Source organism: Sorangium sp. So ce1153, assembly GCF_051521595.1.
In the GTDB taxonomy this organism is placed as follows: Bacteria; Myxococcota_A; Polyangia; order Polyangiales; family Polyangiaceae; genus Sorangium.
The window spans coordinates 13,740,340-13,766,264 of record NZ_CP150361.1; the positions used below are offsets into that span (position 1 = coordinate 13,740,340).

Consider the following 25,925-nt stretch of genomic DNA (forward strand, 5'->3'; position numbering starts at 1 on the left):
ATCGCGGCGGGGAGGGCCGGAGCGCCGATCCCGCCGGAAGGCAACGATCAGCGTACAGGAGTTCGGGACAGCGCGCGGGGCCACGTTCGGGCGCGCCGCGCGGCTTCGCCCGCGGGGCGGCGCGCTCGTCAGGTGGACCACGGAATCGCCTCGCCGCAGCGCGGCGCGGGGATCACGTTCCTGCGGCCCGGGTCAGCGACCGCACGAAGTGCTTCGCAGCCTCCTCGACGGGGGTTCTCCGGCGAAAGCGCAGCGCGACGTGCCGCGTGCTCGCGTCGCGTCCGCATCGGCGCGCGCCTGGCCGGCGCTCGCGGCGCCCGCGGCGTCACGGCGCGCCGCCGTCCGGCCTCGCCCGCTGCCGCGGCGCGACGACCTCTTCCGTCGGCGGGGCGCCGGCGTCTGCGCTGCGCTTTCGCGGCGCGACGACCTCTTCCGTCGGCGGGGCGCCGGCGTCTCCGCGCGGCGCGTCGCCCCCGTCGCGCGCGGGTGGCAGCGCGGGCGCCGGCGGCTGCGCGGGCTGACGGAGGCCGCGCAGCGAGGCGAGCCGATCGACGAGGACGCCGGCTTCCTCGGGCGACAGCTTGACGCGCGCGTGGAGCGCCTTGCCCTCGGCGGCGATCGCGACGCGCTCGAGCACGGCCCCGAAGCCGATGAGCCGCGTCGCGAAGTCCTCCGCGCGCGCGTCGCGGGCGGCGCGCAGCTCCGCGCCGAGCGCGGCGCACGGGGCCTCCGCGTCGCAGAGGACGGCGCCGTGGACCGCGATCTCGGGGCCGAGCGCGACGCCGACGCCGCCGGAGCGGATGGACGCCGCGGGCGACCGGCCGGCGCCGCTCGCGGCGAGCTCGCGCCCGAGCTCGGCGCGCTGCTCGGGCGTGAGGACCACGGTGACGCGCGCCGCGCCCTCGCCGACCTCGCGGGCGATCGCGTCGTGCGCGTCGGTCGCGCCGACGGCCGGGGCGCGGCCGTCGGCGGCGTCGATCATGGCGCGCAGGTACGCCCCGCCGCCGAGCAGGATCGGCCCGCCGGGGCGCACGGCGATCTCGCCGTGGCCCTCGGCGCTCGAGTCGCGCACCGCGCGGAAGCTGCCGATCGTGGAGACGACCGGCTGCCCGCCGCGGGCCTTGATGACCTTCGAGGCGCACGCGAGCAGCGCCTCGTCCTGCACGGCGCCGGCCGCGGCCAGCCCGAAGTCGCCGCTCTCGCCCGCCGACGGGATGGCGACGGCCACCTCGGTGAGCCCGACCATCGGGTCGAAGCCGCACACGTCGCGCACCTTGCCGAGCCCGGGGATCTCGCGCTCCTCGCGCAGGAAGGGGGCGAACGCGGGCGAGGCGCGCAGCGCCGGGAGGTCGAGCGTCGCGACGAGGAGCGCGCCCGCCGGCACGGCGTCGAGCGCGCGCGGCGCCGCGGGAGGCGCCTCCTGCCGGCGGCCGAGGAGCCAGGCGAGCCCGCCGCCGAGCAGGACCCCGGCGAGCAGGAGCACGAGGCCGTCTCTGGTCCGCGTCTGCACGCGCGACCGTTAGCACACGGGCGTCGCGGGCGCCCCGGCGCGCGCGCCGGCCACGCACGGCCGCGCGGGCACGCCGGCCACGCGCCGCCGCGCGGGCACGCCGGCCGCGCCGGCCACGCGCCGCCGCGCGGGCACGTCGGCCGCGCCGGCTACGCGCCGCCGCGCGGGCGCGGCGACCAGAGCGTGCCCCGGACGAGGTCGAACACGGGCACGGTCACGTTGAAGTTCCAGCGCTTCATGAGCCGCGGGTCGTGGTGCCGGCGGTGGTGCTCGCGGAGCCGCGCGAGCCCCGGGACCCGGTACACCGGGCTGTCCGGCGGCAGGTGATACGCGAGGTGCAGCCACTCGTAGCTGACGAAGAACCCCACCGCCGTCGCGAGCCCGAGCAGCGCCGCGTCCCGCGAGAGCAAGAGGCCCGCCGCCGCGGCGATCGGCAGCAGCAAGGCGAGGACGAGGAGCGCCGAGCAGGGCGGCGTCAGCACCAGCCAGAGCTCGCGGGCGCTCCGCAGCGCCATGTCGTCGGCGGTGAAGGCGAGGTGGTGCTCGCGCTCGTGCCGCTCGCACAGCGCGCCGAGCAGCGGCGCCCGCCGGTGCAGCACGGACCGGTGCGCCCACCACTCGAACGCGAGGGCGAGCAGCAGCGTCGCCGGGACCGCGAGCAGCTCGACGGGCGCGACGGCGTCGAGGAGGCGCGCCACCGCCGCGAGCACGACGACGCCGAGCGCCGTCGGGGCCGCCAGGTGGAGCGCCGGGCTATACCCGCGCGGGATCCGCGCCGCGATCTCCGCGCGCCGCCGCCGCCGCGCCCGCGGAGCAGCCGGCTCGTTCAGAGGCATCAAAAACTATGAATTCCAAAAAAACAGAACGCAAGCGCGGGCGGGGCCGTCCGCGAAGCGTGCGTTGAAGGGCGCTCAGCTTTCGTTGCGGTCTTCCCGCGGCTCCGCGCTGTCGTCGGGCGCGCCTCCGTCCGCCGCGGGCGCGTTCCGCTCGAACAGCGCGCCGATGGCCTCGCCGATGCGGCCCATCTTCGCGGCGAGCAGCACCACGATGAGCAGGAAGGCCGTCAGGGCGATCTCGTTGTGGGAAGCGCCGAGCACCATGTGCCGAGGTCTACCACGCTGCGCGCGCGGCGAGATCGGCGGCGGGCGGCGAGGTCGGCGGCGCGCGCCGTCGCGGCCGGGCGCTCGCGGCGCGCGGCGCGCCGCGCGCCGCGAGCGCGGCGGCCGAGCGCGGCGCAGCGGGAACTCCGCGGGCGCCGCGATCGCGTTTGACAGCCCGCCTACGACCGTCGAGAGTCCAGGCAATACGGGGGCCCTGGGTGCTCCGCTGGGCCCCCGCCACGAGATGACCGCCGTGTCCGAGCTCCGCGACGATCACGAAGCCGTGCAGGCGCGCCTGCGCGCCGACGCCGTTGTCCTGGCCGACGCCTCGGCGGAGGGAGCGGCGATCGGCGCGGCGCTGCGAGGGCGGGGGTTCGAGGTGATCGCGGCGCCGATCGACGAGCTCGAGGCGCGCCTCGCGATCGACGCGCCGCGCGTCGTGATCGTCGACGTCGATCAGCCCGGCGCCATCGAGGTGCTCGAGCGCCTGTACCAGCGCCCGGGCGGCGTCGCCGCGTCCGTGCTGCTCGTGGGCGATCCGGTCCGCTCGGCCGAGCTCGACCCGCAGCTGTTCGGGCAGGTCTTCGAGCGCCCCGTCGACATCGCCGAGCTCGCCGCGCACGTGAGCGCCGTCGCGGAGCCAGGGCGGTTCCGCGGGGATCAAGGCGCCGCGGCGCGCTTGATGGCGGGCTACCCGGGCCCGCTCGACAACGAGGTCCCGTCGAACCCGGACTTCGCCAGCGAGCTCGACCCGCTCGACGTCGGGTCGGTGCTGCCGCCGCCCGAGGACGGCGAGGCGATCGGGCCGCGGCTCCTGCCGGCGCGGATCAGCCCGGAGCTCGAGGAGATCCTCGTCGCCGCCGAGCAGCGGGTGACGGCGAAGGCGCACCCGTCGAGCATCCCGGCGGCCGAGGAGGACGTCGACCTGATGCTGTCGCCGGAGCTGCTCGCCGCGCTCGACGAGCCGCTCGATCCGGACGAGGAAGAGCCGCGGACCGGCGCGAGCCAGGGGCACGCGCCGCTCCCCGCCGGCTCGGCCTCGCAGCCGCGGACCAGCTCGGACCCGCACGGCGCCGCGGCCGCTCCGCAGCAGGCGGCCACCCGCGCCGAGAACACCGGGCCCGGAGACCCGCTCGCCGAGCTCGCCGAGCCGGGCGAGGAGGACGATGAAGCCCTCCTCGCCGAGCCGTCGCGCGACGCGGTGTACGCGACGAAGCGCACCGGGCCCGAGCTCGCCCCGTTCTCGCTAGACAGGGAGGCGCACCTGTCCGGCAGGGACGAGCGCGATCTCGGCGCGACAGCGCGCCGGAGCGTCGGGCGCGACGCCGCGCCGCCGACGCCGCGCGACGCGGGCCGCCCCCACGCGTTCGTGTCGCCGCCGCCGCGCGCCGAGGCCGCGTGGGATCGGTCGCCTTCCCCCGCGCCGCGCGAGGAGCCCGCCTGGGACCGCGCGCTGCCGGGCGCCACGCGCGAGGAGCTCGACTGGGTGCGCGCCCCGTCGGGCCGCGCCGAGCCGTCGCACCAGCAGCGCTACACCGAGCCGCCGCCGACCCGGTCCCGCGGCGCGCGCGACGCCCGGGCGCCCGGCTTCCCGCCGTCCCCGCCCGGCTTTCCGCCGCCCCCGCCGCCGCCTCCTCCTCCGCCGGGCGTCGCGTTCGTGTCGCCGCCCTCGGTCGAGGTGAGGACCGCGCTGCTGCCGCCGGGCGACGGGGCCGACCCCGAGCCGCTGCCGCCCGCGCCGCTCGCGGTCCGCTCCGCCACGTCGGCGCGCGCCCCGGTGCCTCCTGGTCCGGCCACGCTCGGCGCGGGCACGCTCGGGCGCGGCTTCCTCCCGCCGACGCCGCCCGTGGCGCCCGGCGCGCTCGGCCGCATGCCCCTGTCGCCCCCGCCGTCGGTGGCGATCTCCGGCGCGGCCGGGCGCGCGCCCGTGCCGCCCCTGGGGCCCGTGCCCTCCGCGCCCGCCACGGTCAGCACGGGCGCTTTCGGCCGCGTCCCGCCGCCTCCGTCGCACGAGGGCGTTTTCGGCCGCGCCCCGCCGCCTCCGTCGCACGAGGGCGTTTTCGGCCGCGCCCCGCCGCCTCCGTCGCACGAGGGCGCGTTCGGCCGCGCCCCGCCGCCAGCGCACGAGGGCGCTTTCGGCCGCGCCCCGCCGCCGCCAGCGCACGATCACGAGGACGAGGAGCCGGTGTCCAGCGAGGCCTCCTCGACCACGGTGCTCGGCCCGGGCGACGCGCCGCGCGCGCTCGCCCGCGCGGTGGGCAGCCGCTCCTCGGGCTCGCTCGCGATTACGACCGAGGAGGGCGCGCGGCGCATCGTCCTGCACGACGGCGACCTCGTGACCGCCGGCTCGAGCGTCCCCGAGGAGACGCTGCTCGCCTTCCTGGTCGGGCGCGGCGACATCGAGCGGGAGGTCGCCGCGCGGCTCGCGGGCAAGCTCCCGGCCTCGGGCCGGCACGCCGGCGCGGCGCTCATCGCGCACGGCCACCTCGGCCAGGACGACCTCTGGCCGGTCCTGCGCGCGCACGCGGAGTGGGTCATCGGGCACGTCGTGCTCGTCGAGGCCGGCACGTGCGATCTGGAGTCCGAGCCGCCGGGCCGCCTCAAGGCGGAGCCGAACGTCTTCGGCGGCGCGACCGGCGCCGAGGTCTTCGTGGAGACGATCCGCCGCGTCATCGCGCCCGAGGTCGCGCTGCGCCGCCTCGGCGGCCCGGGCGCGCGCCTCGACGACGGCGTCCGGCGCAACCTGCTCGGCGAGTGCGCGCTGCGGCGCGAGGAGGAGGAGCTCGTGCGCACCGCGCGCGGCCGCACGGTCGGCGAGCTGGTGAGCGCGGCGGAGCCCGAGAACGCCAGCGTGCTCTACGCGCTCGTCTGCCTGGAGGTGCTCGACGTCCTCATCCCGCCGTCGATCACCGAGGCGCCGCCCCCGCCGGTCGACGATCCGCTCGACGAGGAGGCGATCCGGCAGCGCGTCCGGGCGCGGCTCGCCCTGGTGGAGGACGGGGACTACTTCTCGATCCTCGGCATCCCGCGGGACGCGACGAACTACGAGATCCGCCGCGCGTACCTCGCGCTGCGGAAGGCGTTCGAGCCGTCGACGCTGCTCACCGCCGCGACCGTGGACCTGCTCGACGACGTGCGGCTCGTCATCGAGGTGCTCGACGAGGCGTACGAGATCCTCCGCGAGCCGCACCGGCGCGAGCGCTACCGGCGGGCGATCGAGGCAGGGCCGCCGTAGCCGGGACGGCCGAGGGCCCGCCCCTTGCAAGCGCTCGCACGGCAGGAGGCATCATGTCCAAGGCGAGCGAGTTCATCGTAGCCCTGCGTCGGATCGAGGAGAGCGGTGACGTCGAGCCCATGGCGCGGCTCTTCGCCCCCGACGCGGAGCTCAGCAACGTGACCATCAGCAGGCCGCTCCGCGGCCCGGACGGCGCCCGCGACTTCTGGCGCGGCTACCGGCACACCTTCGGCGAGGTGCAGTCCGATTTCCGGTGCGTCGTCGAGTCCGACACGTCCTCCGTCCTCGAGTGGAAGAGCCACGGGACGCTCGCGAACGGGGTGGTGTTCTCCTACGAGGGCGTGAGCGTCATCGAGCACCCCGCCGGCATGATCACGCGGTTCAAGGCGTACTTCGACCCGAGGGCGCTCGGGATCCAGCTGGAGCATGCGGCATAACGCCTCCGTTCAGCTGGAGCACGCGGCATAACGCCGCTCGCCGGCCCGCGCGATCGCGTCGACCACGACCTCGCCCTGCTCGACGCCCACGAGGGCCGCGGAGCCTTCCTCGAGCTGGCCGCGCAGGATGAGGTCTGCGAGCGGCGCCTCGATGAGGCGCGCGATCGTGCGCTTCATCGGCCGGGCGCCGAGCTCGGGGTCGAACCCGCCCGCGTCGAGCAGCGCGTCGATCGCCTCCGGCTCGACCTCGAGCACCACGCCGCGCGCCTCGAGCTCGCGCTCCAGGCCGCCGAGCAGCCGGCGCGTGATCTCGGCGACGTCCGCCCGCGTGAGCGGCGCGAAGCAGAGGACCTCGTCGATGCGGTTGTAGAGCTCGGGCGGGAGCGCGGCGCGCGTCGCCGCGAGCATCGCCTCGGAGAGGCGCGCCGGCGAGACGGCCTGCGAGGCGCGGGCGAAGCCGACGGAGCGCTCGGCCTTGAGCGCGCCCGCCTCGGCCGCGCCGAGGTTCGAGGTCATCACGATCACGGTGTTCGTGAAGTCCACCCGCCGGCCGCGGCCGTCCGTCAGGCGGCCCTCGTCGAAGACCTGCAGGAACGCCTCGAGCACGTCGCGGTGCGCCTTCTCGATCTCGTCGAGGAGCACCACCTGGTACGGCCGCCGCCGCACCGCCTCGGTGAGCTGGCCGCCGGCCTCGTGGCCCACGTAGCCGGGCGGCGCGCCGACCAGCCGCGCCACCGCGTGCGACTCGGCGTACTCGGAGAAATCCAGCCGCGTCATGGCGTCCGGCGAGTGGAACAGCGACTCGGCGATCGCCTTCGCCGTCTCCGTCTTGCCCACGCCGGTCGGGCCCAGCAAGAGGAACGACCCGATCGGGCGGCGCGCGCGCAGGCCGGCCGCGTTCCTGCGGAGCACCCGGGCGATGCGCGCGAGCGCCTCGCCGTGGCCGACGACCCGCTCGGCGAGCAACGTCTCCAGCGCGAGCATCCGCTCGCGATCGGTCTCGAGCAGCCGCTCGACCGGGAGGTCGGCGAGCTCGGCGACCACCTCGGCGACCTCGGCGGGGCTCACCTGCCGCGCGGGCTGCGGGGGTTCACGGAGCGCGGCGCGCGCGCCCGGCGCGCTCTGCATGGCGCGGCGCCGCGTGCGCGCGCCCGCGAGATCGAGGATCGAGAGCGCCTTGTCGGGCAGCGCGCGCCCGGGCAGGTAGCGCACCGACCAGGCCACGGCCGAGGCCAGCGCCTCGTCGGTGAACGCGAGCCCGTGGTGCGCGCCGAGCCCGACGGCGACGCTCCGGAGCAGCAGGAACGCCTCGTCCTCCTCGGGCTCGTCGATCTCGACGATCGTGAAGCGCCGCGCGAGCGCCGGGTCGACCTCGATGCTCTTCCGGTACTCCTCGGGCGTGGCGGTGCCGATCAGCGTGATCTCGCCGCGGGCGAGCGCGAGCTTGAGCTCGGCCATCGCCTCGTCGAGCGCGCCGCTGCCGAAGAGCTCCGACAGCCCGTCGATGAACAGGATCACCCGCCCGCCCGCCTCGCGGAGCTCCGACCGCAGCGCGGCCAGGCGCTCGCTGAGCGCGCCGCGCGCGCCCGTGCCGGCGATGAGCTCCGACGGCACGAGCTCGACGACGATGCGCGGCTCCCGCTCCTCGAAGGCGAGCCGGTGCGCGATGCCGCGCGCGACCGAGGTCTTCCCGACGCCCGCGGGGCCGAGGAGGCAGGGGTTGTTGGCGTGGCGCTTCGCCAGCACGTCGAGCGCCTGCTCGATCTCGCGCTCGCGGCCGACGATCGGCTCGAGCTCGCCCTGCGCCGCCGCGAGCGAGAGGTTGTGGCCGAGTGAGGCGAGGGCCGGGAAGCGCGCGCGGTCGAGGGTGAAGCGCGCCGCGACGGAGCTCGCCGCGGCGCCGAGCGGCCGCCCCGCGGGCGGGACGGCCGGGACGGCGGTCGAGGCGGCCGCGTCGTCCGCCGCCGGGGCGCGCCGCAGCGCGGCCGCGAGGGCCGCGGCCGGCTCGGCGGAGGAGGGGGGCGCGTCCCCGCCCGCCGGGGCCGCGACGGGGCGCGGGCGCGGCGGCGGGAACAGCGGCACGGTGACGCCAGGGCCGGTGCCCTTGGCGGGCCGCAGCTCCGTCGCGGCGACGCCGGCGCCCCTTCCGGGCCGCAGCTCCGGCACGGCGACGCCGGCGCCCTTCACGGGCCGCAGCTCCGCGGGCGCGCGCGCCGGCTCGGCGGCCTCGCCGCGGGCGCGGCGCGCCGGGGACGTCCTGCCCAGCGCGGCCGGCTTCTCGGGCGCGCCGGGCGCGCCGCCGTCCTGGCCCGCGCGCGGCGGCGAGGAGCGCCGCGCCTGCACGACGCCGAGCGCGATCTGGAGCGCCGCGGTCCGCAGCCGCGCGAGGTCGACCCCCGACTGCGTGAGCGCCCGGTGCGCGGCCGAGCTGCGGTCGGACAGGAGCGCGAGCAGCAGGTGGAGCGCCGCGGGCTCCTTCGCCGTCGCGCGCTTCGCGACGTCGCGCGCGCCCCCCATGGCCCGGCCGATCGGGTCGGGCCCCTCGTCGTCGACCGAGCGGGTCGCCTTGAGCAGGGCCTCGTCGTCGAGCCGCCGGTCGCGGAGCAGGTCCGCGGCGGGGCCTCCGCGCAGGGCGATGGCGGCGAGGAGGTGCACGCTCGACAGGCGCTCCTTGCGCTGGGCGGCGAGGTCCTGCGCGAGCTTGCGCAGCGTGACGAGCTCGGCGTGGGAGCGAGGGCTGGTCATCCTTGCAGAGGTCTCCAGCCCCCCGGTTCGCACGCCCGGCGCAGGCGGGCCAAATTTCGGAGCCCCGGGCGCGACGCGCGCCCGGGCGCAGAGCGCCTGGGGACGCCGCCGTGACGCCGCAGGGGAGGCGGCGCGGGGCCGGTCCGCCGCCGTGCAGCCCGCGCGCGTCGCTCGACTCGACCGCTCGAGACATCGCTTGTCCGATGATCAGATGATCAGGATGACGTCGATATCGCTGTCCGCCGGGAGCGCGCTCCCCGCGGACACGTGAGGCGCGTTGGCGGGCGCCAGGCGGAGCGCGCCGGAAGATCGCGGCCCCGCGCCCTCGGGGGGGAGCCCGCCGGCGTCGGCCGCGCTCGAGGCCCGCTCGCCGTGCGCGCGCGCCGCGCAGCCGGCGATCGCGGCGCGGACCGCGCCGAAGACGCTCTCCGCGTCGAGCCCGCCGCGCTCCTCTACGGCCCTGGCGAGGCTCTCGTCGACGCAGCCGGCGCACGGCGTCGAGGCGGCGGCGAGCCGCACGATCAGCGTCGCCTCCGAGTCGCCGAGTTCAACCGTCTTGAAGGGCACGGCGAGCGCCGAGCCCCTGCCCACATCCACGCTGACGAGGAGGTTGTCGCGGTCACGCACCACCACGGTTTCTCGTGGATGTCGGTTGCTCGCGAGGCCTGGAGTCGGCTCTCCATGGTTCGCATTGACGAGGACCCACAGCCGATCGGAGCTCGCCTGTCCGCTCTTCGCCACAGCGTCGCTGGTGCGGCTCTCTGCCATTCGCCCGCCCTCCAAGGAGGCGAACCTATCGCCGCCGGAGGCGGACGGCGATGGGTCCACCGGACAGACAATGTCCGGACATGCGGGTCCGCTCGGGACGCTGCTATGCTCGATGGACGCGGCGATCTCGGGCTCGAGCTCATCGCCGCGTCCGTTGCGCGGCCGCGCGCGAGGCGGTAAGCACAGCCACCGGGCGGAGGAGCGAGGCGTGGACGAGCCGGAGCGACGCGACGAAGACTCGGAGCAGGGCGCAAGCGGGGGGGACCGCGCGTCGTTCGGCCTCCTGTTCCTCGCGGCGGCGTTCGCGCTCGCGCTCCTGCTGACCGTCGTGGGGCTCCTGGCGTTCGCGGCGATGACCCCGCAGGCGCCGTCGCCGCTCGAGCGGCGCGGCGAGGGGGCCGGCGCCGTCCCCGCGCTGCAGGGCGCCTCCTTGGCAGTCTGAGCCGGCCGAGCCGGCGCCGAGCTCAGCGGCGCCGGGCGAGCTCGGCCTTGCTCGCGCGACATCGCCCGTCAGCCGCCGGCCGCGTGGGCCCGGTCGGGATCGCCCAATGTTTGGCGAGGGTTCCGTCACGCTCGTGGAGTGTTCATCGACACGCGACCGAGCACTGTCGCTGTCGATGGTCCCATCGCGCCCGGAGCAGGAGGGACCGTGATCGAACGTTCGACCCGGGGAGCTAGCCGCAGGTCTTCTGGACGATGGCGAGCAGCGCCCCGAAATCGACGGGCTTCTTCAGGTAGGCAGCGCCCTCGGGCGGGCCGTCGTGGCCCGAGACGATGGTCACCGGAATGGCGGCGAGCGCGTGCACCTGCTTCAGGGCCGCGAGCATCTCCTCGCCGGTCATGATCGGCATCATCAGATCGAGCAGGATGAGCCCAGGCGGCGGGTCCGCCTTGTGAAGCAGATCGAGCGCCTCCTTGCCGTTGCTCGCGCAGTAGACATCGTACCCCGCTGCTTCGAGCATCTCGCGCATCATCTCGCGGAGCTCGGCGTCGTCGTCCACCAGGAGGACAGGGGCGCGCGGATTCGGGGGAATCGGCGTCGCGCGCGGCGCGTTGGGCCCGCCGGTTGGCCAGGGTTCACTCATTGCTGTCACCTCTTCCAGACTGCGCAAGCATGCAGAAGCGATAGCAGGCCACGGCCTTGCACGCATTGCATGCTCCCAGCATCTCCGGATCTTCTCCGGATCCATGGTCCCGGGCTGCGCGGGGCGGCGCCGCGCAGCCGACGCCGCGCAGGGGGGGCGAGGGGCGTTGCGGGAGCACGAGCGCCGCGAGCGAAGCCATGCGAAGCGACGACAGTTACGGGAGTTGCGCCGCGGGTCAAGCCTCTCGGCTCGCCGGCGGCGGCGCGGAGCGCGCTGAAACCCTGGCCTCGCCGGCCTCGCCGCCCCCGCCGCCCTCGGGCGCGGTCCGGAACCCGAGCGCGCGCGCCTGGGCCGGGCGGGTGTGGCGGCGGCGCCAGACCACCGCGTCGAGCAGGTAGTGCGTCGCCTGCGGCAGCGCGAGCAGCGGCACGAGCAGCGCCCGCGCGCGCGGCCCGAGGAGCGGCCCGCCGTCGTCACCGCCGCCGCCGAAGAGCTCCGGCCGATCGTGCCAGACGAGCCGGTCCCAGAGCATCTCCTCGGCGAACGCGAGCGCCAGCGCGAGCCCGAGGAAGGTGAGGAGCCCGCCGGCGAGGAGCCGCGCGACGAGCGAGCGGGGCGCCTCGACGGCCCGCTCCCGCGCGTAGGCGAACACGAGCGCCATGTACGGCACCCCGTGCACGATCACGTTGGTGACGGTGAACTGGAAGTCGCTGTCGGTCGCGACGATGCCGACGTACCAGGTCGCCGCGGTCGTCGCGACGACCACATGTTTGCCGAGGTTCAGCGGCGCGCGGGCGACGCGCGCGCGCTGGATCGCGCGCGCGACGTACGCGACGGCGAGCGCGGCGTACACGGCGCCGAGGGGGCCCACCGCGGCCGCGAGCCAGGGGGCGCTCACGAAGTCGCCGTCCACGAACCACTGGAACGCGCGCGGCGGGTGCGCGTGCCAGTGGAGGAGCGGCCACCCCGTCGCCGCGTAGATGAGCGCGTCGTCGAGGAGGCGATCGACGCGCGAGCGCTCGCCCGCGAGCGCGCGGTAGACCGCGACCCACCCGACCTGCTGGCGGACGAAGTGGACGACGGCGACGTAGGCGAGCGCGCGCCAGAACGTCAGCTCGGAGGCGAGGTGCAGCGCGACGCCGGCGGCGTAGCAGGCGAGCGGCACGGCGGCGTAGAGCGCGGGGTGGCGGCGGAGCTCCTCGGGGTCGAGGTACGTTCGGAACAGGGTCGTGTGCACGTGGGCCACGTCGACGCCGACCACGAAGAGGAGGAAGCCCCAGGCCGGGAGCGCGCCGCCCGCCGAGAGCGCCGCGAGGCCGAGCGCGACCGCGGCGGAGCCGCCGAACACCGCGAGGTCGACGCCGCGGCCCCACAGGAAGCCGCCGTGGGCCGCGCCGCGGCGCCCGGCCGGCAGCGCGGCGAGCACGTCGGGCCCGGCCGTCGTCAACGCCGAGACCCGCGCGTCAGCCGTGGATCGCCGCGGAGATGATCCAGGCGAGGCCCAGGATCACCGAGCCGATCACGATCGCGAGCGCGGTGTTCTGGTCCTCCTCGATCTCCTTGCGGATGGAGAACGGGGTGAGCTTCGTGATGATCACGAACGCCAGCAGGAAGACGATGAGCCCCAGGGCCACGAAGACGAGCGTTCCGACTACGGCTTTCATCAGGTTTTGAACGTCGGGCATCGGCGGTTCTCTCTGCGCTCGGGGCAGCGCGCGGCGCGCGCTCGCGGCCTCTCGTGGCTGCGGGCGTGAGCCTACGCGAGTCGGCCGGCAGCGTGAAGCCGCGTGAAGCGACGCCGCCGCGTCGCGCCGCGGGCGCGCCCGGCCGGCGACGTGCTATCGCCTTGCCGTGTCGACGACCGTGAGCCGAACCTCGCTCCGCCGCGCCGTCACGGCCGGGCTCGCGGCGCTCGGCCTGCTGAGCGCAGGCGCGCCCCGCCCCGCCGCCGCGGCGCCGCCCTCCCGCGCCGCCGCGCCGCGCCCCACCGCCGCGGTCGCCGCGCCGGCGCCGCGGCCCCCCGCCGCGCAACGCAAGCCCGCCGGCGGACGCGGCGACGGCGCGCGGCGCGGCGGCGCCGTGACGGCGGCGGCCGGGCGGGGCGCGCCCGCGCCGGCGCCGAAACGCGCCGGCTCCGCGCTCGCGGCAGAGGCGCCGCTCGAGCTCGCGCTGCCCGTCGAGCGGGTCACGCTCCAGAACGGGCTGCGCGTGGTGATGAGCCCCGACAGGAGCTCGCCCACGGTCGCGGTGGCCGTGACGTACGACGCAGGCTCGCGCGACGAGCCGAGCGGCAGGAGCGGCGTCGCGCGGCTCGTGGCCGGGATGATGGCCCGGGGCAGCCGCAACGTGCCCGCGGGCGAGCACCTTCGCCTCGTGACCGAGCGCGGCGGCGAGCTCGCGGACGACGCGGGGGTCGACCGCGCCACCTACGCGGAGGCGCTGCCCGCGAACGAGCTCGCGCTGGCGCTGTGGCTGGAGGCCGATCGCATGAAGGCGCTCGACCTGAGCGCGCAGGCCTTCGAGGCGCAGCGCCGGGAGGCGCAGGAGCGGCGCGGCGCGGTCCTCGACGCCGCCTATGGCCAGGGCGCGATCCGGCTCCAGGCGCTCGTCTTCCAGGGGTACTGGCCCCACGAGCACCCGGCCCTCGGCGAGGCGGACGACCTCGCGGGCGCCGAGGTCTCGTGGGTCCGCGACTTCCACGCGGCCCACTACGGTCCGAACCGGGCGGTGCTCACCCTCGCCGGCGGCTTCGACCCCGGCGAGGCGATGGAGCTCGTGCACAGGTACTTCGACGGCATCCCCGCGGTGGCCGCGGCGCCCTTCAAGGACGCCCCGTTCCCCGAGCAGACGAGCCAGCGCACCGCCGTCGTGCGCGACAGCGCCGCCCGCGCTCCGGCGATCCTCTACGGGTGGGCCGTCCCGCCGCGCTCGCACCCGGATCACCACGCGCTCGCGCTCGCGGCCGTCCTGCTCGGCCGCGGCGAGAGCTCGCGCCTCGAGGCGCTCCTCGTCGGCGACAAGGCGGTCGCGCGGTCGGTGCGGGTCGCGCTCGGCGGCCACCGCGGGCCCGACCTGTTCTCCATCGACGTGCGGCTCGCCGAGGGCGCCCGGGTCGGCGACGTCGAGAAGCTCGTCGAGGGCGAGATCCGGACGCTCGCGACCGCGGGGCCGTCGCCGGCCGAGCTGACGAAGGCGCGGCGGCTCCTCCAGTCGGCGTTCGTGGCAGGCCTCGCGGACGCGGGCGCGCGGGCGCGGGCGCTCGGCGAGCACGAGCTCCTCTTCGGGGACGCCGCCCACCTGAACGGCGAGCTCGCGCGCTATTTCGCGGTCACCCGGGAGGACGTGCAGCGCGTCGCGCGCGATCACCTCGGGCCGACGCGGCGGACGATCGTGGAGACGTACCCTCCCGCGACCCCGGGAGCGTCCCCGCCGCCGCGGGCGCCCGGCCACGCCGCGGCCGGCGCGCCGCGGGCCGGGGGCGGCCCGCAGGCCGAGGCGCAGGCGGCGCCGGGCAAGGGCAAGGGTGCGGAGAAGGCGGCGCCGGAGAAGGCGCGCGGCGCGGCGGCCCGGCCGGCGCCGAAGAAGAAGCCGACGAAGCCGGCGAAGCCCAGGAAGAAGTGAACAGGAAGAAGTGACCCGATGAGCGAGCGAACCAAGCGACGCGAGCGGCGCGAGCGACGAGCGGCGCGCCCGTGGCTCTCCTGGACGGCGGCGGCGCTCGCTGCGGCCGTCTGCGGCTGCGCTCCCGCCGCGCCGTCGAAGGGCGCGCGGCCGGCCGCGCCGGCCGCCGCGCCGTCGAAGGGCGCGCCGTCGAAGGGCGCGCCGCCGTCCGAGGCCGAGCGCCGGGAGCAGCCCCCGCCTTCCGGCCCCGCGCGCCCGCCGCGCATGCCCGCGATCGCCTGGGCCGAGCTCCCGAGCGGCCTGAGCGTCGCCACGGCGGTGAACCGCGCCCTGCCGCTCGTGGAGATCCGGGTGGTCGTCCGCGGCGGCTCCTCGGCCGACGGCGAGCGCACGGGGCTCGCCGCCCTCACGGGCCAGCTCGTCGTGCACGGCGGCGCCGGCGGCCTCCCCGGCCGCGAGCTGCTCGCGCGCGTCGAGTCGCTCGGCGCCTCCCTGTGGGTCGACACGGGCCTCGACGCGACGGTGATCGGCCTGCGCGCGACCCGGGACCGCCTCGCCGAGGCGATCGAGCTGCTCGGGCTCGTCGTGCAGCGGCCGCGCCTCGACGCCGCCGAGCTCACCAGGCTGAAGGCCCGCGCCGTCGACGCGGCGAGGGACCGCGCCCGCACGGACGGCCGCTGGGGGGCGCTGATGGTCCTCTTCCGCGACCTCTACGCGCTCCCGACCGAGCTGCACCCGTACGCCTCGTTCGGCGCGACAGCGTCGGAGCTCCCGAAGATCACGGCCGCCGACTGCCGCGCGTTCCACGCGGCGTGGTACGTCCCGAAGAACACCGTCGTGGTGGTGGCGGGCGACACGACGCCCGAGGCCGCGCGCGCCGCGGTGGAGAAGGCGTTCGCCGATCGCCGCGGCGGCGAGCCGCCGGCGCTCTCGTTCACCGAGCCGATGCCCCCCGGGTCGCTCAAGATCACGATCGTCGATCGCCCGAAGAGCGCCGAGAGCGAGATCTTCGTCGGCGTCCTCGGGCCCGAGCGCCGCGACCCGGAGTGGCCTGCGCTCGCGGTCGCCGGCCAGGTGCTCGGCGGCCCTTCGGGGCGGCTGACCCGGGACCTCCTCGAGCCGCGCGGGGCGGCGCGCGCCGCGTCCGCGGCGACGATCGACGTCGCGGAGGGGCCCGTGCCGCTGGTCGTCCAGGCCGTCGCCCCGGCGGCGCGGACGGGCGCCGTCGCGCAGGCGATGCTCGAGCAAGCGGAGCAGCTCGCGGCGACGATGCCGTCCCAGGAGGAGACCGAGGCCGCGGCAGGGCGCCTCTCGGCCGGCCTCGGCCTCGGCATCGGGACGGCGGCGGGGCTCGCGGACGAGATCGCCGGCATGCAGGTGCTCGATCTGCCGGACGACTACCACGACAGCTACCGCAAGGAGCTCCGCGACATCACGCCGGCCCTGGCCGGCAAGGTCGCGGCGGACCACGTGCGACCGGCGCGCGCCGTGGTCGTCGTGGCGGGCGACGCCCAGGTGATCGGCCCGATGCTGAGCCGCTTCGGCGACGTCAAGGTGGTCGACCCGACCCGGGACTTCGAGCGGAAGCGCACGATCCAGCGGGACGCGAGCGCCTCGCCCGCCCCGGCGCTCGACGCGGACCGCGCGGCGCCGGCGCAGGACCGGCCGTGACGGGCCGCCGCGGGCGCGCGCGCGCCGGTCGGGCGGGGGCCCTTGCGCTCGCGGCGGGGCTCGCGGCCGCGTGCTTCCCGGGTCGCCTCGCCGCGCAGCGGGAGCCAGCGCCGGTGCCCGCTGCGCAGCCGGAGCCCGCGCCGGCCGCGGCGCCGCGGCCCGCGCTGGCCGCGCCGCCGAGGCCTGCGCCGGTGCCGGCCGCGGCGCCGAAGCCCGCGCCGGTGCCGGCCGCGGCGTCCGCGCCGAAGCCCGCCGCGGGGCAGCTCGACGGCGCGACCTACGACTTCAAGCGCCCGCCCGCGCCGCTGAGCGGGGCGGTCCAGCGGGGCGCGGCGACGGGCGGCGCCGCCGCGTCCGCGGTGCCGCCGGAGCAGCGCTGGCTCGGCCGTGCTTTCGTGCACCGCCTCGCGGCCGCCGAGCCCGCGCGGCCGCTGCCGATCCTCGTGTTCCTGCACGGCACCAACGAAGCGCGCATCGAATACCGCTGGATGGGGGGCGGCCAGGAGGGCGACGTCCGCCGGATCGCGGCGCAGCTCATGGAGGCGGGCCAGATCCCGCCGATCCTCGTCGCTGCGCCGAGCGCCGTGCTCCCGGCGGCGGTCGCCGTGGCGCGGACGAGCTGGCCAGCCTTCGATCTGGACGCGTTCCTCGACGCCACCGCCGAGCGGCTGCGCGGCGTCGCGACGCTCGACCGCGCGCGCGTCCTCGTCGCGGGCCACTCCGGCGGCGGGTGCAACCCGGCGGGCGGCATCGCGACCGCGGTGCGCGCGTCCACGCCCCTGCACGCCGCGCTCGCGATCGACACGTGCATGGACGTCGACCTCGCGCTCCCCCTCGCGCGAACCGCGCCGACCACGCACGTCGTCGTTTCGTGGCAGACGATGTCGTGGGCCAGGCGCCCGTTCGTCGAATTCCGCCGCGCGTTCCAGCGCGGCGTCGACGCGCACCCTGCCGCGCCTGGCGTCCTCCGCGAGCTCGAGCACCTCCAGCCCGCGGAGCCCATGCCGCACGACGCCATGGTGCCGCTGGTGCTGCGGCGGTGGTTGCCGCCGCTGCTCTCGCCGGACGCCGCGCCCAGCGTGCCCTGCGTCTCGCCGTGACCGCCGCGGGGACGCATCTACGCGAAACAACAAGGGATTTCGCGTAGATGCGCCCGGGGTGCGCGGCGTACAAAAAGAAAAAAGAGCGCCCGTCCGACGGTTGGGGGGGGTAACCGTCCCTCAGGCGCTCGCCGTCCCGTAGAAGCAGGAGCTGGGCCAGGGGCGTCCTGACGAGACATCGTGAGTTTGCGCAGGCTTCTTGGGGCTCTGGCTTTCGTTTTGGCCCGGGCGGCTTTCATTGGTGAAGGCTGGCAGCGTCGTGCACCTGGGACTGCTGCCATGGCAGCGCTCGCCTGGTGCTGATGCACGGCGGCGCTCGCGGCGGCGTCTCGAGCCTGGCCGTGCCGGGGCTATGCGGGGCGGTGGGGGGTGCCGGCGCCGGCGCCCACGCGGCGCGTCTTGCCCACGCGCCTGGCCTGCTGCCGGATGTGCTCCACGGCCTTCTCGAAGAACGGCTCGGGGGAGGCCTTGCTGACGGTGATCTGCTCCCCGCCGACGAGGACGACGAGGAGGCCCCTGTCGGTCCTGCCCACCGCGAAGAAGTCGACGGTGAACGGCAGCTCGTCCTCGACGGTGAGGGACAGCTGGCATTTCAGGACCTCGCCGACGCCGGGCTGATTCTCGACGACGAACCGTTGCAGCAGCCCGTTGGCCTGGACGTCCGTGGCGATCCGGTTGAGCGCCCACTTGTCCCTTGGCCAGGCCATGTGGTCGCGGAGCTCGTATATCCACTGCAAGAGCTCCTCCGCGACCTGGCCGATCGCCGCCTTGGACGCCTCGTAGGACAGCTTGATCTGTTCGTATTTCGTCATCGGGACTCCATCGCTCTCGGGCGTGCACGGTCAAGGCTACCAGAACGTCGCGCCGCGCCGCACGTAGATCGGGCCTGTCGACGCCGCCGACGCCGCGTGATCCGAGGGCGCGGCTCTCGACGCGCCAGGCGGTCTTCGGGGCTCGTGGGCCCGGGGCGGTGTCCGAGCCCGCCGACCGTCCACGTCGACGGCGGCGCCATGAACACCGGGATACCGCGGGCGGTTCGTCCAGGTCATGCCCGCCACGCCGCGTCCGCCTGGCGCTCGAGGCCGCCGGGCTGCTCCCGCGCGAAGCGCGGACGCGAGCGTATCTACAGTCTCGCGCGGTCGGCGCTCGAGAGCGTGCGAGAGCGTGACGGAGCGCCCCGGCGGCTCACTCGTCGCCGAGCGAGGCGAAGTAGCGCTCGGCCCACTCCGGCCATGGTGGCGCGGGGATCTGGCGGATCCAGGTCATCTGCTCCAGATACTCAGGACGGTGCGGGAGGGCTTCGATCCCTTCAGGCGGCGCGTAGCTTTCAAGGCACCAGCCGCCGACGATGCGGTCTTTCGATTCGAGCTTCAGGTAAATATACCCCACCGTCCGTGGTCGTTTCAGCCAGCGGAACCGGCCGAGAACCACATCGCCAACCAGCTTGAGATTGTGATACTCCGCGGGCGCGCTGAGGTCGCCTTTATAGCAATAGACTCCACGAGGCTCGCCCCGGTGAAGCCTCACGTAATAGGTGTTCCTGGACTCCGGATTGTACCAGACACCCTCCAACGTTTGCAGATTCAGGACGTCCGCACGGCCTTTCGCCTCCACCGGTTCCGGCGCAGCCGCCGTCTTCGTGGCGGCCGCGAGCATCTGCCGGAAGCTCTTGGTCTGCGCATCGAGCGCGGCCTTCAGCGCCGCGAGCTCCGCGGCGAGCGCCGAGGCGCCCGCCTCCTCTGCCGCGGCGCGCCCGCGCTGCGCCTGCGGGCCCCGTCTGCCAAGGTCCATGCGCGCTCAGGCATATTGCTGGAGCAGCGAGCCGCGCATCGGGTTGTCGCACGCCTTCAGGGCCGCGCGGATCGCGTCCTTGTCGACCGGCACCCGGTGCAAGCTGACGTTCACCGCGCCGCCGCGCGCCTCGACCGTCGCGTACTCGGCGTGGTGCAGCAGCGTCGGAGGCCCGCCGTGCGCGTATTCCTTGAAGGGGAGCCCGACGCTCCCCGGGTTCACGAGGAGGATGCCGCGGTGCTGGCGGAGCATCTGGAGGTGCGTGTGGCCCCCGGCCATCACGGTCGCCGCGTGGCCTTCGAGGCGGCGATCGAGCTCCTCGGGCGGCGTGCTCGCGAGGAGGTCCTCCATGTGAGATCGGGGCGAGCCGTGGAACAGGAGGAGCGTCGACTGGCCGTCGAGCGGGACCTCCAGGCGCGCCTGGAACGTCCGCAGGAAGGCGAGATCTTCCTCCGACAGCTGGTCACGGCACCAGTCCACCGCGTCGACGACGATCGACGCCTCGGTGTAGGTGCGGATCAACGCGGGATCGAGCATGAAGTCATCGTGGTTGCCGAGGATGCACGGACACCCGAGCTCCCGCAGCATGTCCAGGATGGCCACGGGCCGCGGCCCCAGCGTCGCGACGTCCCCGAGGCAGATCACCTGATCCACGCCGGCCGCCTGGATGCTGGCCATCACGGCCCTGAGCGCCACTTCATTGCCGTGGATGTCGGAAATCAACGCGATCCGCATGGGAGAGACCTCCTCTTGGGCGGCCATCGAGGTGTCGGCGAGGCTCTCGGCGCCTCACGGCGACCGATCGACAGCCTGGTAGGCTAGACGATGTCCGGCGGCGCCTCCAGCCCCCTCGCGGCCGCCTGATCAACGCCCGCACGCCCGCACCGCCCGCGGGGCCTCGCTGCGCACGACGGCGCACGACGGCCGGGATCCATGGATGCGGTCGTCGCCTCCGCGGCGTCTTCCTTCTCCCTGCCCGTCCGGGACCGCGCGCCGGTAGCATCGGGCGCATGCGCTCGAGCTGGCCGGTGGACGTCGTCGCCCTGAATCCGGTGTCGTGCGGCGCGGTCCTGTGGCGCGCGGGTGGTCTCCTGCGTGTCACCGTCGTCGTGAAGGCGACCTTCGCGCTGAGCGCCGACGGCGACGCGGCGCTGCTGGCGCCCGAGCCCATCGAGCGCGAGGATCGCCACCACGACGAGGACCCCTCGCGCAGCCTGCGCGCCGCGAGCGAGACAGCGCCGTATCTCCCCGGCGCCGGCGTCGTGCTCACCGGCCACGCCCATGCGCCGCGCGGCGCGCCGGTGGCGGCGCTCTCGGCGCGCCTCGCGCTCTTCCGTGACGTGCCGCTGCTCGACAAGACGATCCACGTCTTCGGCGACGTGGCGCCCGGGAGCGACACGCCCGGACCGTTCCAGACAATGCCGCTCGTGTACGAGCGCGCGCGGGGCGGATCCAGCTTCCCGTGGAACCCGGTCGGCCTCTCCGACGCGAGCGACGGCGCGCGCGCCGATGCGCCGCGTCCAGCGGTGTACTCCGGCCGGACGCGCCCGAACCTGGTCAATCCTGTGAGCCCTCACCGGCCGGCGGCCTTCGGGCCCATCGCACCTCACTGGCCGTTGCGGAGACGGCTCTTCGGCGGCGTCGAGCCACGCGCGACGCGGCTCTCCGCGCAGCCCGGCTCGCCAGGCGCGGACCCGGCAGCCGCGGCGAGCGCGGAGAGCGCGCAGGTGCTCGAGATCCCTGATGATTTCGACTTTCGCGCCCTCGACCCGGCGCCGTTCGATCAGCAGATTCCCTTCCTGCAAGGTGACGAGTGGATCGTCATGGATAACCTGAACGCCGGGCGAGCGCGCGTCCAGACGCGCCTCCCCTCGGCGCGCGCGCGCGTGCGCCGCCACCGGGTCAGCGCCGCGGGCGCGAGCGGACCGCAGGAGATCTCGCTCAGCGCCGACATGCTCCTCATCGACACCGATCGGCAGATCGCCTCGCTCGTGTGGCGCGGCAACTTCGCGATCGAGAGCCAGGATGTCATCCGGGATATCCGCCTTTTCGCGGGCGTCGAGACGTCCACCGTGACCATACCTTGGCCGGATCTGGGCGATATCGCTCTTTCTGGCCATGCGCGTGGCAGGGCAGGGGAAGCGGCGGGCCCGGCGGCCGGCGCGCCGCGCACCGGCGCCGTGGTGCACCTCCAGGAGCAGGTGACTCACCAGAACACGGCGCCGGCCGCGTCTCTCTCGGGACGCGGCGCGGCGTCATCCGCGCTGGGAAGGACCGGCCCTGTCAAGATGGTTGAAATGCCGGTGCTCCCCTTCGGCGGTGCGCCTGCCGCTCCACGGGCCGAGCCCGATCTCTCCGTGAGCGGAGGCATCACGGGACCGCTGGGCCAGCGGATGCCCATCCCTGAAGGCATGCTCGCGCAGGTCGGGGCAGAGCGGGCGCGGTTCCCGCTCGCAGCGCCGGGGACGGGCGCGTCGCGCGGGGAGCCCCCCATCCCGGGCGCGCCGTGGAGCCCCGTGCCCGCGCCCCCGCTCGTCCGCCCCGCCGACCCGCGCCAGGTGCAGGATGACCTCACGCTGGACGACCTCACGCTGGACGACCTCACGCTGGTGGACCACCGGCAACAGCCCGTGCGGGCCGCTGTGGCCTCGGAGCCGCCGCCGGAGCCGCATCTCGCGGCCGCTCCGAGGCAGGACTCGCGAGAGACGACGCTCGGGCCGCGAGGGGCATCGAGCGAGGGACCGTTCCCTCAGCATGCGGCGGCGGTCCCGCCGGAGCGGGTGAGCCCGGCGGTCGAGGCGGCGCCGGGGCCGCGGGCCGAGGTGATCCCGCCGGAGAGGGTGAGTCTGGCCACCGAAGCGGCGCCGCGGACGCCGGTCGAGGTGGTCCCGCCGGAGCGGGTGAGCCGGCCGGTCGAGGTGGGGTCGCCCGCAGCCATGGCGCCGCCTGCGCCGGGCCAGGCGCTCGCCGGGCTGGAGGCGCGAAAGCATGCCGAGGCGATGCTCGCCGAGGGCCGCGATCTCGACGGAGAGGACCTGTCGGGCGGCGACCTGGTGGGGCTCGACTTCAGCGGGCGCTCGCTCGCGCGATGCGCGCTCCGGGGCGCGAAGCTCCGCGGCGCGCGCTTCACGGGCGCCACGCTGGTCGAGGCGATCCTCGAGGAGGCGGATCTCCGCGGCGCCGACCTGTCCCGCGCCGTCCTCACGAACGCGCGCGCCGACCGCGCCGAGCTCGTCGAGGCGGTGCTCGAGGGGGCCGACCTCCGCGGCGCCGCGCTGTCGGGGGCCAACCTCCAGCGAGCGAGGCTCGCGCGCGCGCGCGGCGATGGAGCGACCCTCTGCGCGACCAACCTCGAGGGGGCCGACCTGGAGGAAGCGCGCTTCGCGGGCGCTTCCTTCGTCGATGCCAATCTGCGCGGGACGAAGGCCGAGCGAGGCGATTTCACGTCGGCGCGGTTCGATCGCGCCGATCTCGGCGGCGCCTCATTTCGCAACGCCCGCCTCGCGTCTGCGGTGCTCGCGCACGCGCGGCTCGAGCTGACCGATCTTCGGGGCGCCGACCTGGAACGCGCGAACCTGCACGGGGCCGCGCGGCGAAGGGCGAAGCTCGCGGGCGCGAAGGTGAAGGACATCGATGAGGCGGCGCCGGCGAGCCCGGAGGATATCCGGCGTCCGTGAGCGATCGACGGCAGAGCGCTCCCCGCCAGCGCGAGTCCGCGACGCGTCTGGCACGCGCAAGCCGCGAGCTTTACGCTGGCACCCTCGAGGCCTGACCTCCCGGTGACCGCGAGCTGAGCTGGTGCGCTGGCTGCCCCGATCCAGGATCGGGGTCATTGTCGCTCGCATGCTCCACGTACCTCAGGGCTGTGCAGAGACACCCTGGGTACGTCCTTCAGCCGATCTCGATGATGTGCCGCGAGCCCAGGTGTTACGCTCGGCCGGCCCAAGGAGACCATCACCGTGAAGAACTCCCGTCAGTGCCCCAAGTGCCAGTCCAGGAAGCTGTGGGTCGTGCAGAGGGTGGAGCAGCCCGACAGCGAGTACTCGAAGACGAACCCGCTGCACGTGACGTCCCAGTACGTCCTGACCGGCAACACGGAGCCCATGGGCGCGGCGACCGCGCTCGTCAAGGCGGGGTTCTTCGAGACATGGATCTGCGCGCTCTGCGGCTTCACCGAGTGGTACGCGCGCGACGCGAACCAGGCGCTCGCCCAGCTCGCGTCGCAGCCGGGCGCCAGGGTCCACTACCTCGATGGGGGGCCGGCCGGCACGCCGTACCGGTGACCGTCGCGGGCTGGACGACGGCGCCAGGCGCGCGCGGTCGCCTGGCCCGCGAAGCGCGCTCAGGGCGCCAGGACAATCACGTTGGTCGCGCTGGGCACGACCTTGGCGCCTGGCGCGTTCGTGCTGTTCTGCACGGTGATGCTGGTGAGCCGCGCGAGGGGCATGCCCCCGACGACCACGGTGAACGCGGCGGTCACCGTGCGCGCCGGCCCCATCACCGTCCCCGAGGCGACGCCCATCGCCACGCCGGCGTTGTCGCCGTTCGTCATCGGCGGCTGCGAGGACATGTCGTGCGCCGGGGCGCACGTGAGCAGCACGCGGGTCGGGAACCCGGGCGAGAATCCGCCGCGCCGTGCTTGCCCGGATCGAGCTCCTCGGCCCCATGATACGATACTCACGGCAGGAGATGACACCATGAATAGCGACGCAGAACTCGAGCTTGCGCGGCAGTTTCGCGATCTCGCTGGCGTACCCAAGGAAACCGAATGGCCTGCCCATTTCGACTTCCACATCGGCGGGTATCCGCTCCGCGTGACCTATTCCGTGCAGGAGTTCCTCAGGCTTAGAGCACCGTACGCGCTCGGCGAGCAGTCACCCCCCGACGGCGCCCAGGCTACCTATCGCTCGAACGCCGGAGCACCGCTCTCCGCCATCCGGCCGATGAACATCGAGCTGCGACCCGAGACGTCCGACCACCGCGCGGCGAAGGCCACCGACGTCGCGGTCGAGGTCCAGACCGGCGACCCGCCGTTTGATCGCGAGGTCTACATCGACTCTCCGAGCCATTCCCACGTCGTCCAGCGTGTGCTCGGATCACCCGAGCTACGCGCGAGCGTGCGAGCGCTCCTCGCCGAGGGGTTTTCGAGCATCGTCATCGACGACGACGAGGGCGAGATCTGCGCTCACCTCCAGGCCTTCACGGAATCGCACCAGAGGCCCGGCTGCGCCGCGCGTATGCTCGACGCCTTCGTCGCGATCGTGCGCAATGTCCCTCATGTCGCGCGCTCGTCCGAGCCGCGGCCGGCGGACGCGGAGCGCACGCTGCTTCGCATAGGCGGCATTCTCTGCTTCGTCCTCCTCGTACTCGGTACGCCAGCCTATTTCCTTGCAGCGGGCGCGCGTTGCGATTTCGAGGCCAATCCCGGGGCGACCGTGCTGCTCTCGCTCGACGGGTGCTTCACGCCAATCCCGCTGGGCCTCTCGGCGGGGCTCCTCGCGGGGCTCGCGGTCGCCCGTGTCGTTTCGAGACGCATCCGGGGGCGTTCGAGCTCACACGAACGCGCGCCTTACGCCTATGCCATCCTGATGATCCTGTCGATTCAGGTAGCGCTCGCCTTGTCCGCCGCCGTCCTGTGGACCCGTTAGCCGAGCTGGAGCTCACGCGTCTCGCTCGACGCTGAACCCCCATGACGGACTCGGCGCGTCCGCCAGCGCGGGACCTCGCGTGCTAGCGTCGCGCTCAGGGCGCCAGGACGAGCACGTTGGTCACGCTGGGCACGATCTTGGCGCCGGGGGCGTTGGTGTTGTTCTGGATCGTCATGCTGGTGAGCCGCGCCAGGGGCATGCCGCCCACGATCACCGTGAAGGCGGCAGTCACGGTGCGCGCAGGCCCCATGACGGTGCCGGAGGCGACGCCGGTCGCCAGGCCAGCGTTATCGCCGTTCGTGAGCAAGGGCATCGTGGCCATGGTGTGCGCCGGCGCGCATGTCATGAGGACGTTAGGGACGAATCCCACGTCGGTGGGCTCCAGGGCGATGTTCGGATACGGGATCGGGACCGGGGCCGGTGCGGGCGGGGCCGGCGTGAGGCACACGTCCGGAAACGCCAGGCACATGCCGCCCGCGCTCGTCTTTGCAAGCATATCGGAAGCTCCTCTCTTCGCGCAGCGGTCAGCCGAGGTGGATCTGCTCGCCGTCCACCTTGGCGAGGACACGGGCCGAGATGATCGCGTTCTCGGCCCGGATGCCGACCAGGCTCTGCGCGCGTAGATCGATGGTTCCTGCGCGCGTCTGATCGAGCTCCTCGATGAAGCGGAACACGCGCTTGGCGCGCTGCGTCCAGCGCGTGAGCATGGTGTCAGCCTCCTGCGCCACGAGCGCGACCTTCGTCACCTCGGCCTGCAAGAGCCTCCCGAAGAAGCCGAGCTCCTCTATGGCGATGGAGCCCCTCTTCGCGCGGACGTGCACCTCGGCCCCCGTCATGGCCACCTCGCGCGCGCCCACGATGTCGACGCGCTCCGAGGCACAGACGGCGATACGTCCGCCACGCGCCTGCACCTCGAGATCGCCATCGGTCGCGAGCTTGGTCGGCGCGCCCTCGCGGCCGTCGAGCACGGCCAGTACATAGACCCCCTCCGGCTCGATGGCGCAAAGGACCTTGTCGCCCGTCTCGGGGGCGACGAGGCAGCTCTTGGCGCGCTGCGCCTGGTACTTACTCTGGAAGAGGCGCACCTCGATCGTCGCGCCAACCCGCTCGACGCGCCCTGCTTCGAGGCACGCCCCGCTGTTCGCGAGCTTCTTTGCTGCTGTCATGACCGCTAGACCCCTCGTCTGGTGTTTCGCGCCGCGGATGTCCTCCGC

The 25,925-nt window shown here is 75.0% G+C and carries 22 protein-coding genes and 1 pseudogene; 9 read left to right on the plus strand and 14 right to left on the minus strand.

Going from position 1 to position 25,925, the window contains the following annotated elements:
- Positions 1 to 325 precede the first annotated feature (325 nt).
- The 3 genes from WME85_RS50005 to WME85_RS50015 all read right to left on the minus strand — a co-directional run bounded on the left by WME85_RS50005 (position 326) and on the right by WME85_RS50015 (position 2,610).
- Positions 326 to 1,510 (minus strand): hypothetical protein, encoded by a 1,185-nt coding sequence (locus WME85_RS50005; protein WP_437832480.1) that lies wholly within the window; start codon positions 1,508 to 1,510, stop codon positions 326 to 328.
- A gap of 149 nt (positions 1,511 to 1,659) precedes the next feature.
- A complete protein-coding gene (locus tag WME85_RS50010) occupies positions 1,660 to 2,346 on the minus strand; it encodes a sterol desaturase family protein (protein ID WP_437832482.1) in 687 nt (228 codons plus the stop codon).
- Positions 2,347 to 2,421: 75 nt separating this feature from the next.
- Positions 2,422 to 2,610, minus strand: a complete 189-nt coding sequence (locus WME85_RS50015) for a hypothetical protein (RefSeq protein WP_437832485.1) — start codon at positions 2,608 to 2,610, stop codon at positions 2,422 to 2,424.
- A 253-nt stretch (positions 2,611 to 2,863) separates the two neighbouring features.
- Between WME85_RS50015 and WME85_RS50020 the strand changes: the two genes are divergently transcribed.
- Positions 2,864 to 5,845 carry a hypothetical protein gene (locus WME85_RS50020; RefSeq protein WP_437832487.1) on the plus strand — a complete coding sequence of 994 codons (2,982 nt, stop codon included), beginning with the start codon at positions 2,864 to 2,866 and terminating at the stop codon, positions 5,843 to 5,845.
- Positions 5,846 to 5,898: 53 nt separating this feature from the next.
- Positions 5,899 to 6,282 carry a nuclear transport factor 2 family protein gene (locus tag WME85_RS50025; RefSeq protein ID WP_437306135.1) on the plus strand — a complete coding sequence of 128 codons (384 nt, stop codon included), beginning with the start codon at positions 5,899 to 5,901 and terminating at the stop codon, positions 6,280 to 6,282.
- 9 nt (positions 6,283 to 6,291) lie between these two features.
- On the opposite strand, the gene WME85_RS50030 is transcribed toward WME85_RS50025, so the two are convergent.
- Together WME85_RS50030 and WME85_RS50035 are read right to left on the minus strand one after the other, a co-directional pair.
- On the minus strand, positions 6,292 to 9,027 hold the full coding sequence (locus tag WME85_RS50030) for an AAA family ATPase (RefSeq protein ID WP_437832490.1): 2,736 nt from the start codon (positions 9,025 to 9,027) through the stop codon (positions 6,292 to 6,294).
- A 207-nt stretch (positions 9,028 to 9,234) separates the two neighbouring features.
- Complete coding sequence (locus WME85_RS50035) at positions 9,235 to 9,654, minus strand: hypothetical protein (protein ID WP_437832493.1); 420 nt, start codon at positions 9,652 to 9,654, stop codon at positions 9,235 to 9,237.
- A 349-nt stretch (positions 9,655 to 10,003) separates the two neighbouring features.
- On the opposite strand from WME85_RS50035, the gene WME85_RS50040 reads away from it, so the two are divergent.
- The gene (locus tag WME85_RS50040) at positions 10,004 to 10,237 is read left to right on the plus strand and encodes a hypothetical protein (RefSeq protein ID WP_437832495.1); all 234 of its coding nucleotides are present in this window, start codon (positions 10,004 to 10,006) and stop codon (positions 10,235 to 10,237) included.
- 232 nt (positions 10,238 to 10,469) lie between these two features.
- On the opposite strand, the gene WME85_RS50045 is transcribed toward WME85_RS50040, so the two are convergent.
- The 3 genes from WME85_RS50045 to WME85_RS50055 form a co-directional block, all read right to left on the minus strand.
- Positions 10,470 to 10,880: a response regulator gene (locus WME85_RS50045; RefSeq protein WP_436623567.1), complete on the minus strand. Its 411-nt coding sequence runs from the start codon at positions 10,878 to 10,880 to the stop codon at positions 10,470 to 10,472.
- 235 nt (positions 10,881 to 11,115) lie between these two features.
- Positions 11,116 to 12,327: a hypothetical protein gene (locus WME85_RS50050; RefSeq protein WP_437832498.1), complete on the minus strand. Its 1,212-nt coding sequence runs from the start codon at positions 12,325 to 12,327 to the stop codon at positions 11,116 to 11,118.
- 16 nt (positions 12,328 to 12,343) lie between these two features.
- Positions 12,344 to 12,544, minus strand: a complete 201-nt coding sequence (locus WME85_RS50055; protein ID WP_437832501.1) for a DUF350 domain-containing protein — start codon at positions 12,542 to 12,544, stop codon at positions 12,344 to 12,346.
- A gap of 199 nt (positions 12,545 to 12,743) precedes the next feature.
- Between WME85_RS50055 and WME85_RS50060 the strand changes: the two genes are divergently transcribed.
- The 3 genes from WME85_RS50060 to WME85_RS50070 are packed head-to-tail and all read left to right on the plus strand — an operon-like array spanning position 12,744 to position 17,272.
- Positions 12,744 to 14,501 (plus strand): M16 family metallopeptidase, encoded by a 1,758-nt coding sequence (locus tag WME85_RS50060; protein ID WP_437832504.1) that lies wholly within the window; start codon positions 12,744 to 12,746, stop codon positions 14,499 to 14,501.
- 18 nt (positions 14,502 to 14,519) lie between these two features.
- Positions 14,520 to 16,172, plus strand: a complete 1,653-nt coding sequence (locus WME85_RS50065) for a M16 family metallopeptidase (RefSeq protein WP_437832506.1) — start codon at positions 14,520 to 14,522, stop codon at positions 16,170 to 16,172.
- The gene (locus tag WME85_RS50070) at positions 16,169 to 17,272 is read left to right on the plus strand and encodes a hypothetical protein (RefSeq protein ID WP_437832508.1); all 1,104 of its coding nucleotides are present in this window, start codon (positions 16,169 to 16,171) and stop codon (positions 17,270 to 17,272) included. Before WME85_RS50065 ends, WME85_RS50070 begins: the two co-directional genes overlap by 4 nt.
- A gap of 350 nt (positions 17,273 to 17,622) precedes the next feature.
- Here the strand turns inward: WME85_RS50070 and WME85_RS50075 are convergent, their stop codons facing one another.
- The 3 genes from WME85_RS50075 to WME85_RS50085 all read right to left on the minus strand — a co-directional run bounded on the left by WME85_RS50075 (position 17,623) and on the right by WME85_RS50085 (position 19,798).
- Positions 17,623 to 18,084 carry a hypothetical protein gene (locus WME85_RS50075; protein WP_437832510.1) on the minus strand — a complete coding sequence of 154 codons (462 nt, stop codon included), beginning with the start codon at positions 18,082 to 18,084 and terminating at the stop codon, positions 17,623 to 17,625.
- Between the two features lie 373 nt (positions 18,085 to 18,457).
- Positions 18,458 to 19,063, minus strand: a complete 606-nt coding sequence (locus WME85_RS50080; RefSeq protein WP_437832512.1) for a hypothetical protein — start codon at positions 19,061 to 19,063, stop codon at positions 18,458 to 18,460.
- A 6-nt stretch (positions 19,064 to 19,069) separates the two neighbouring features.
- Positions 19,070 to 19,798 (minus strand): metallophosphoesterase family protein, encoded by a 729-nt coding sequence (locus tag WME85_RS50085; protein WP_437832515.1) that lies wholly within the window; start codon positions 19,796 to 19,798, stop codon positions 19,070 to 19,072.
- 275 nt (positions 19,799 to 20,073) lie between these two features.
- Here WME85_RS50085 and WME85_RS50090 point away from each other — a divergent pair, with 275 nt between their 5' ends.
- Both WME85_RS50090 and WME85_RS50095 read left to right on the plus strand, forming a co-directional pair.
- Positions 20,074 to 22,740: a DUF2169 domain-containing protein gene (locus tag WME85_RS50090; RefSeq protein WP_437832517.1), complete on the plus strand. Its 2,667-nt coding sequence runs from the start codon at positions 20,074 to 20,076 to the stop codon at positions 22,738 to 22,740.
- Between the two features lie 282 nt (positions 22,741 to 23,022).
- Complete coding sequence (locus WME85_RS50095) at positions 23,023 to 23,346, plus strand: hypothetical protein (protein ID WP_436623577.1); 324 nt, start codon at positions 23,023 to 23,025, stop codon at positions 23,344 to 23,346.
- A 59-nt stretch (positions 23,347 to 23,405) separates the two neighbouring features.
- Here the strand turns inward: WME85_RS50095 and WME85_RS50100 are convergent.
- Positions 23,406 to 23,675, minus strand: a pseudogene (locus tag WME85_RS50100) (PAAR-like domain-containing protein); the annotation flags it as partial.
- Between the two features lie 85 nt (positions 23,676 to 23,760).
- Here WME85_RS50100 and WME85_RS50105 point away from each other — a divergent pair.
- Positions 23,761 to 24,711 carry a hypothetical protein gene (locus tag WME85_RS50105; protein WP_437832520.1) on the plus strand — a complete coding sequence of 317 codons (951 nt, stop codon included), beginning with the start codon at positions 23,761 to 23,763 and terminating at the stop codon, positions 24,709 to 24,711.
- A gap of 94 nt (positions 24,712 to 24,805) precedes the next feature.
- On the opposite strand, the gene WME85_RS50110 is transcribed toward WME85_RS50105, so the two are convergent.
- Together WME85_RS50110 and WME85_RS50115 are read right to left on the minus strand one after the other, a co-directional pair.
- Positions 24,806 to 25,207 (minus strand): DUF4150 domain-containing protein, encoded by a 402-nt coding sequence (locus WME85_RS50110; protein ID WP_437832522.1) that lies wholly within the window; start codon positions 25,205 to 25,207, stop codon positions 24,806 to 24,808.
- Between the two features lie 28 nt (positions 25,208 to 25,235).
- Positions 25,236 to 25,877: a DUF3540 domain-containing protein gene (locus WME85_RS50115; RefSeq protein WP_437832525.1), complete on the minus strand. Its 642-nt coding sequence runs from the start codon at positions 25,875 to 25,877 to the stop codon at positions 25,236 to 25,238.
- Positions 25,878 to 25,925 lie beyond the last annotated feature (48 nt).

Bases quoted from the DNA above. Each gene is read 5' to 3' on its own strand.
- WME85_RS50010 (WP_437832482.1), bottom strand. From the start codon at position 2,346: ATGCCTCTGAACGAGCCGGCTGCTCCGCGGGCGCGGCGGCGGCGGCGC.
- WME85_RS50015 (WP_437832485.1), bottom strand. From the start codon at position 2,610: ATGGTGCTCGGCGCTTCCCACAACGAGATCGCCCTGACGGCCTTCCTG.
- WME85_RS50025 (WP_437306135.1), top strand. From the start codon at position 5,899: ATGTCCAAGGCGAGCGAGTTCATCGTAGCCCTGCGTCGGATCGAGGAG.
- WME85_RS50030 (WP_437832490.1), bottom strand. From the start codon at position 9,027: ATGACCAGCCCTCGCTCCCACGCCGAGCTCGTCACGCTGCGCAAGCTC.
- WME85_RS50045 (WP_436623567.1), bottom strand. From the start codon at position 10,880: ATGAGTGAACCCTGGCCAACCGGCGGGCCCAACGCGCCGCGCGCGACG.
- WME85_RS50055 (WP_437832501.1), bottom strand. From the start codon at position 12,544: ATGAAAGCCGTAGTCGGAACGCTCGTCTTCGTGGCCCTGGGGCTCATC.
- WME85_RS50065 (WP_437832506.1), top strand. From the start codon at position 14,520: ATGAGCGAGCGAACCAAGCGACGCGAGCGGCGCGAGCGACGAGCGGCG.
- WME85_RS50075 (WP_437832510.1), bottom strand. From the start codon at position 18,084: ATGACGAAATACGAACAGATCAAGCTGTCCTACGAGGCGTCCAAGGCG.
- WME85_RS50080 (WP_437832512.1), bottom strand. From the start codon at position 19,063: ATGGACCTTGGCAGACGGGGCCCGCAGGCGCAGCGCGGGCGCGCCGCG.
- WME85_RS50085 (WP_437832515.1), bottom strand. From the start codon at position 19,798: ATGCGGATCGCGTTGATTTCCGACATCCACGGCAATGAAGTGGCGCTC.
- WME85_RS50090 (WP_437832517.1), top strand. From the start codon at position 20,074: ATGCGCTCGAGCTGGCCGGTGGACGTCGTCGCCCTGAATCCGGTGTCG.
- WME85_RS50105 (WP_437832520.1), top strand. From the start codon at position 23,761: ATGAATAGCGACGCAGAACTCGAGCTTGCGCGGCAGTTTCGCGATCTC.
- WME85_RS50110 (WP_437832522.1), bottom strand. From the start codon at position 25,207: ATGCTTGCAAAGACGAGCGCGGGCGGCATGTGCCTGGCGTTTCCGGAC.
- WME85_RS50115 (WP_437832525.1), bottom strand. From the start codon at position 25,877: ATGACAGCAGCAAAGAAGCTCGCGAACAGCGGGGCGTGCCTCGAAGCA.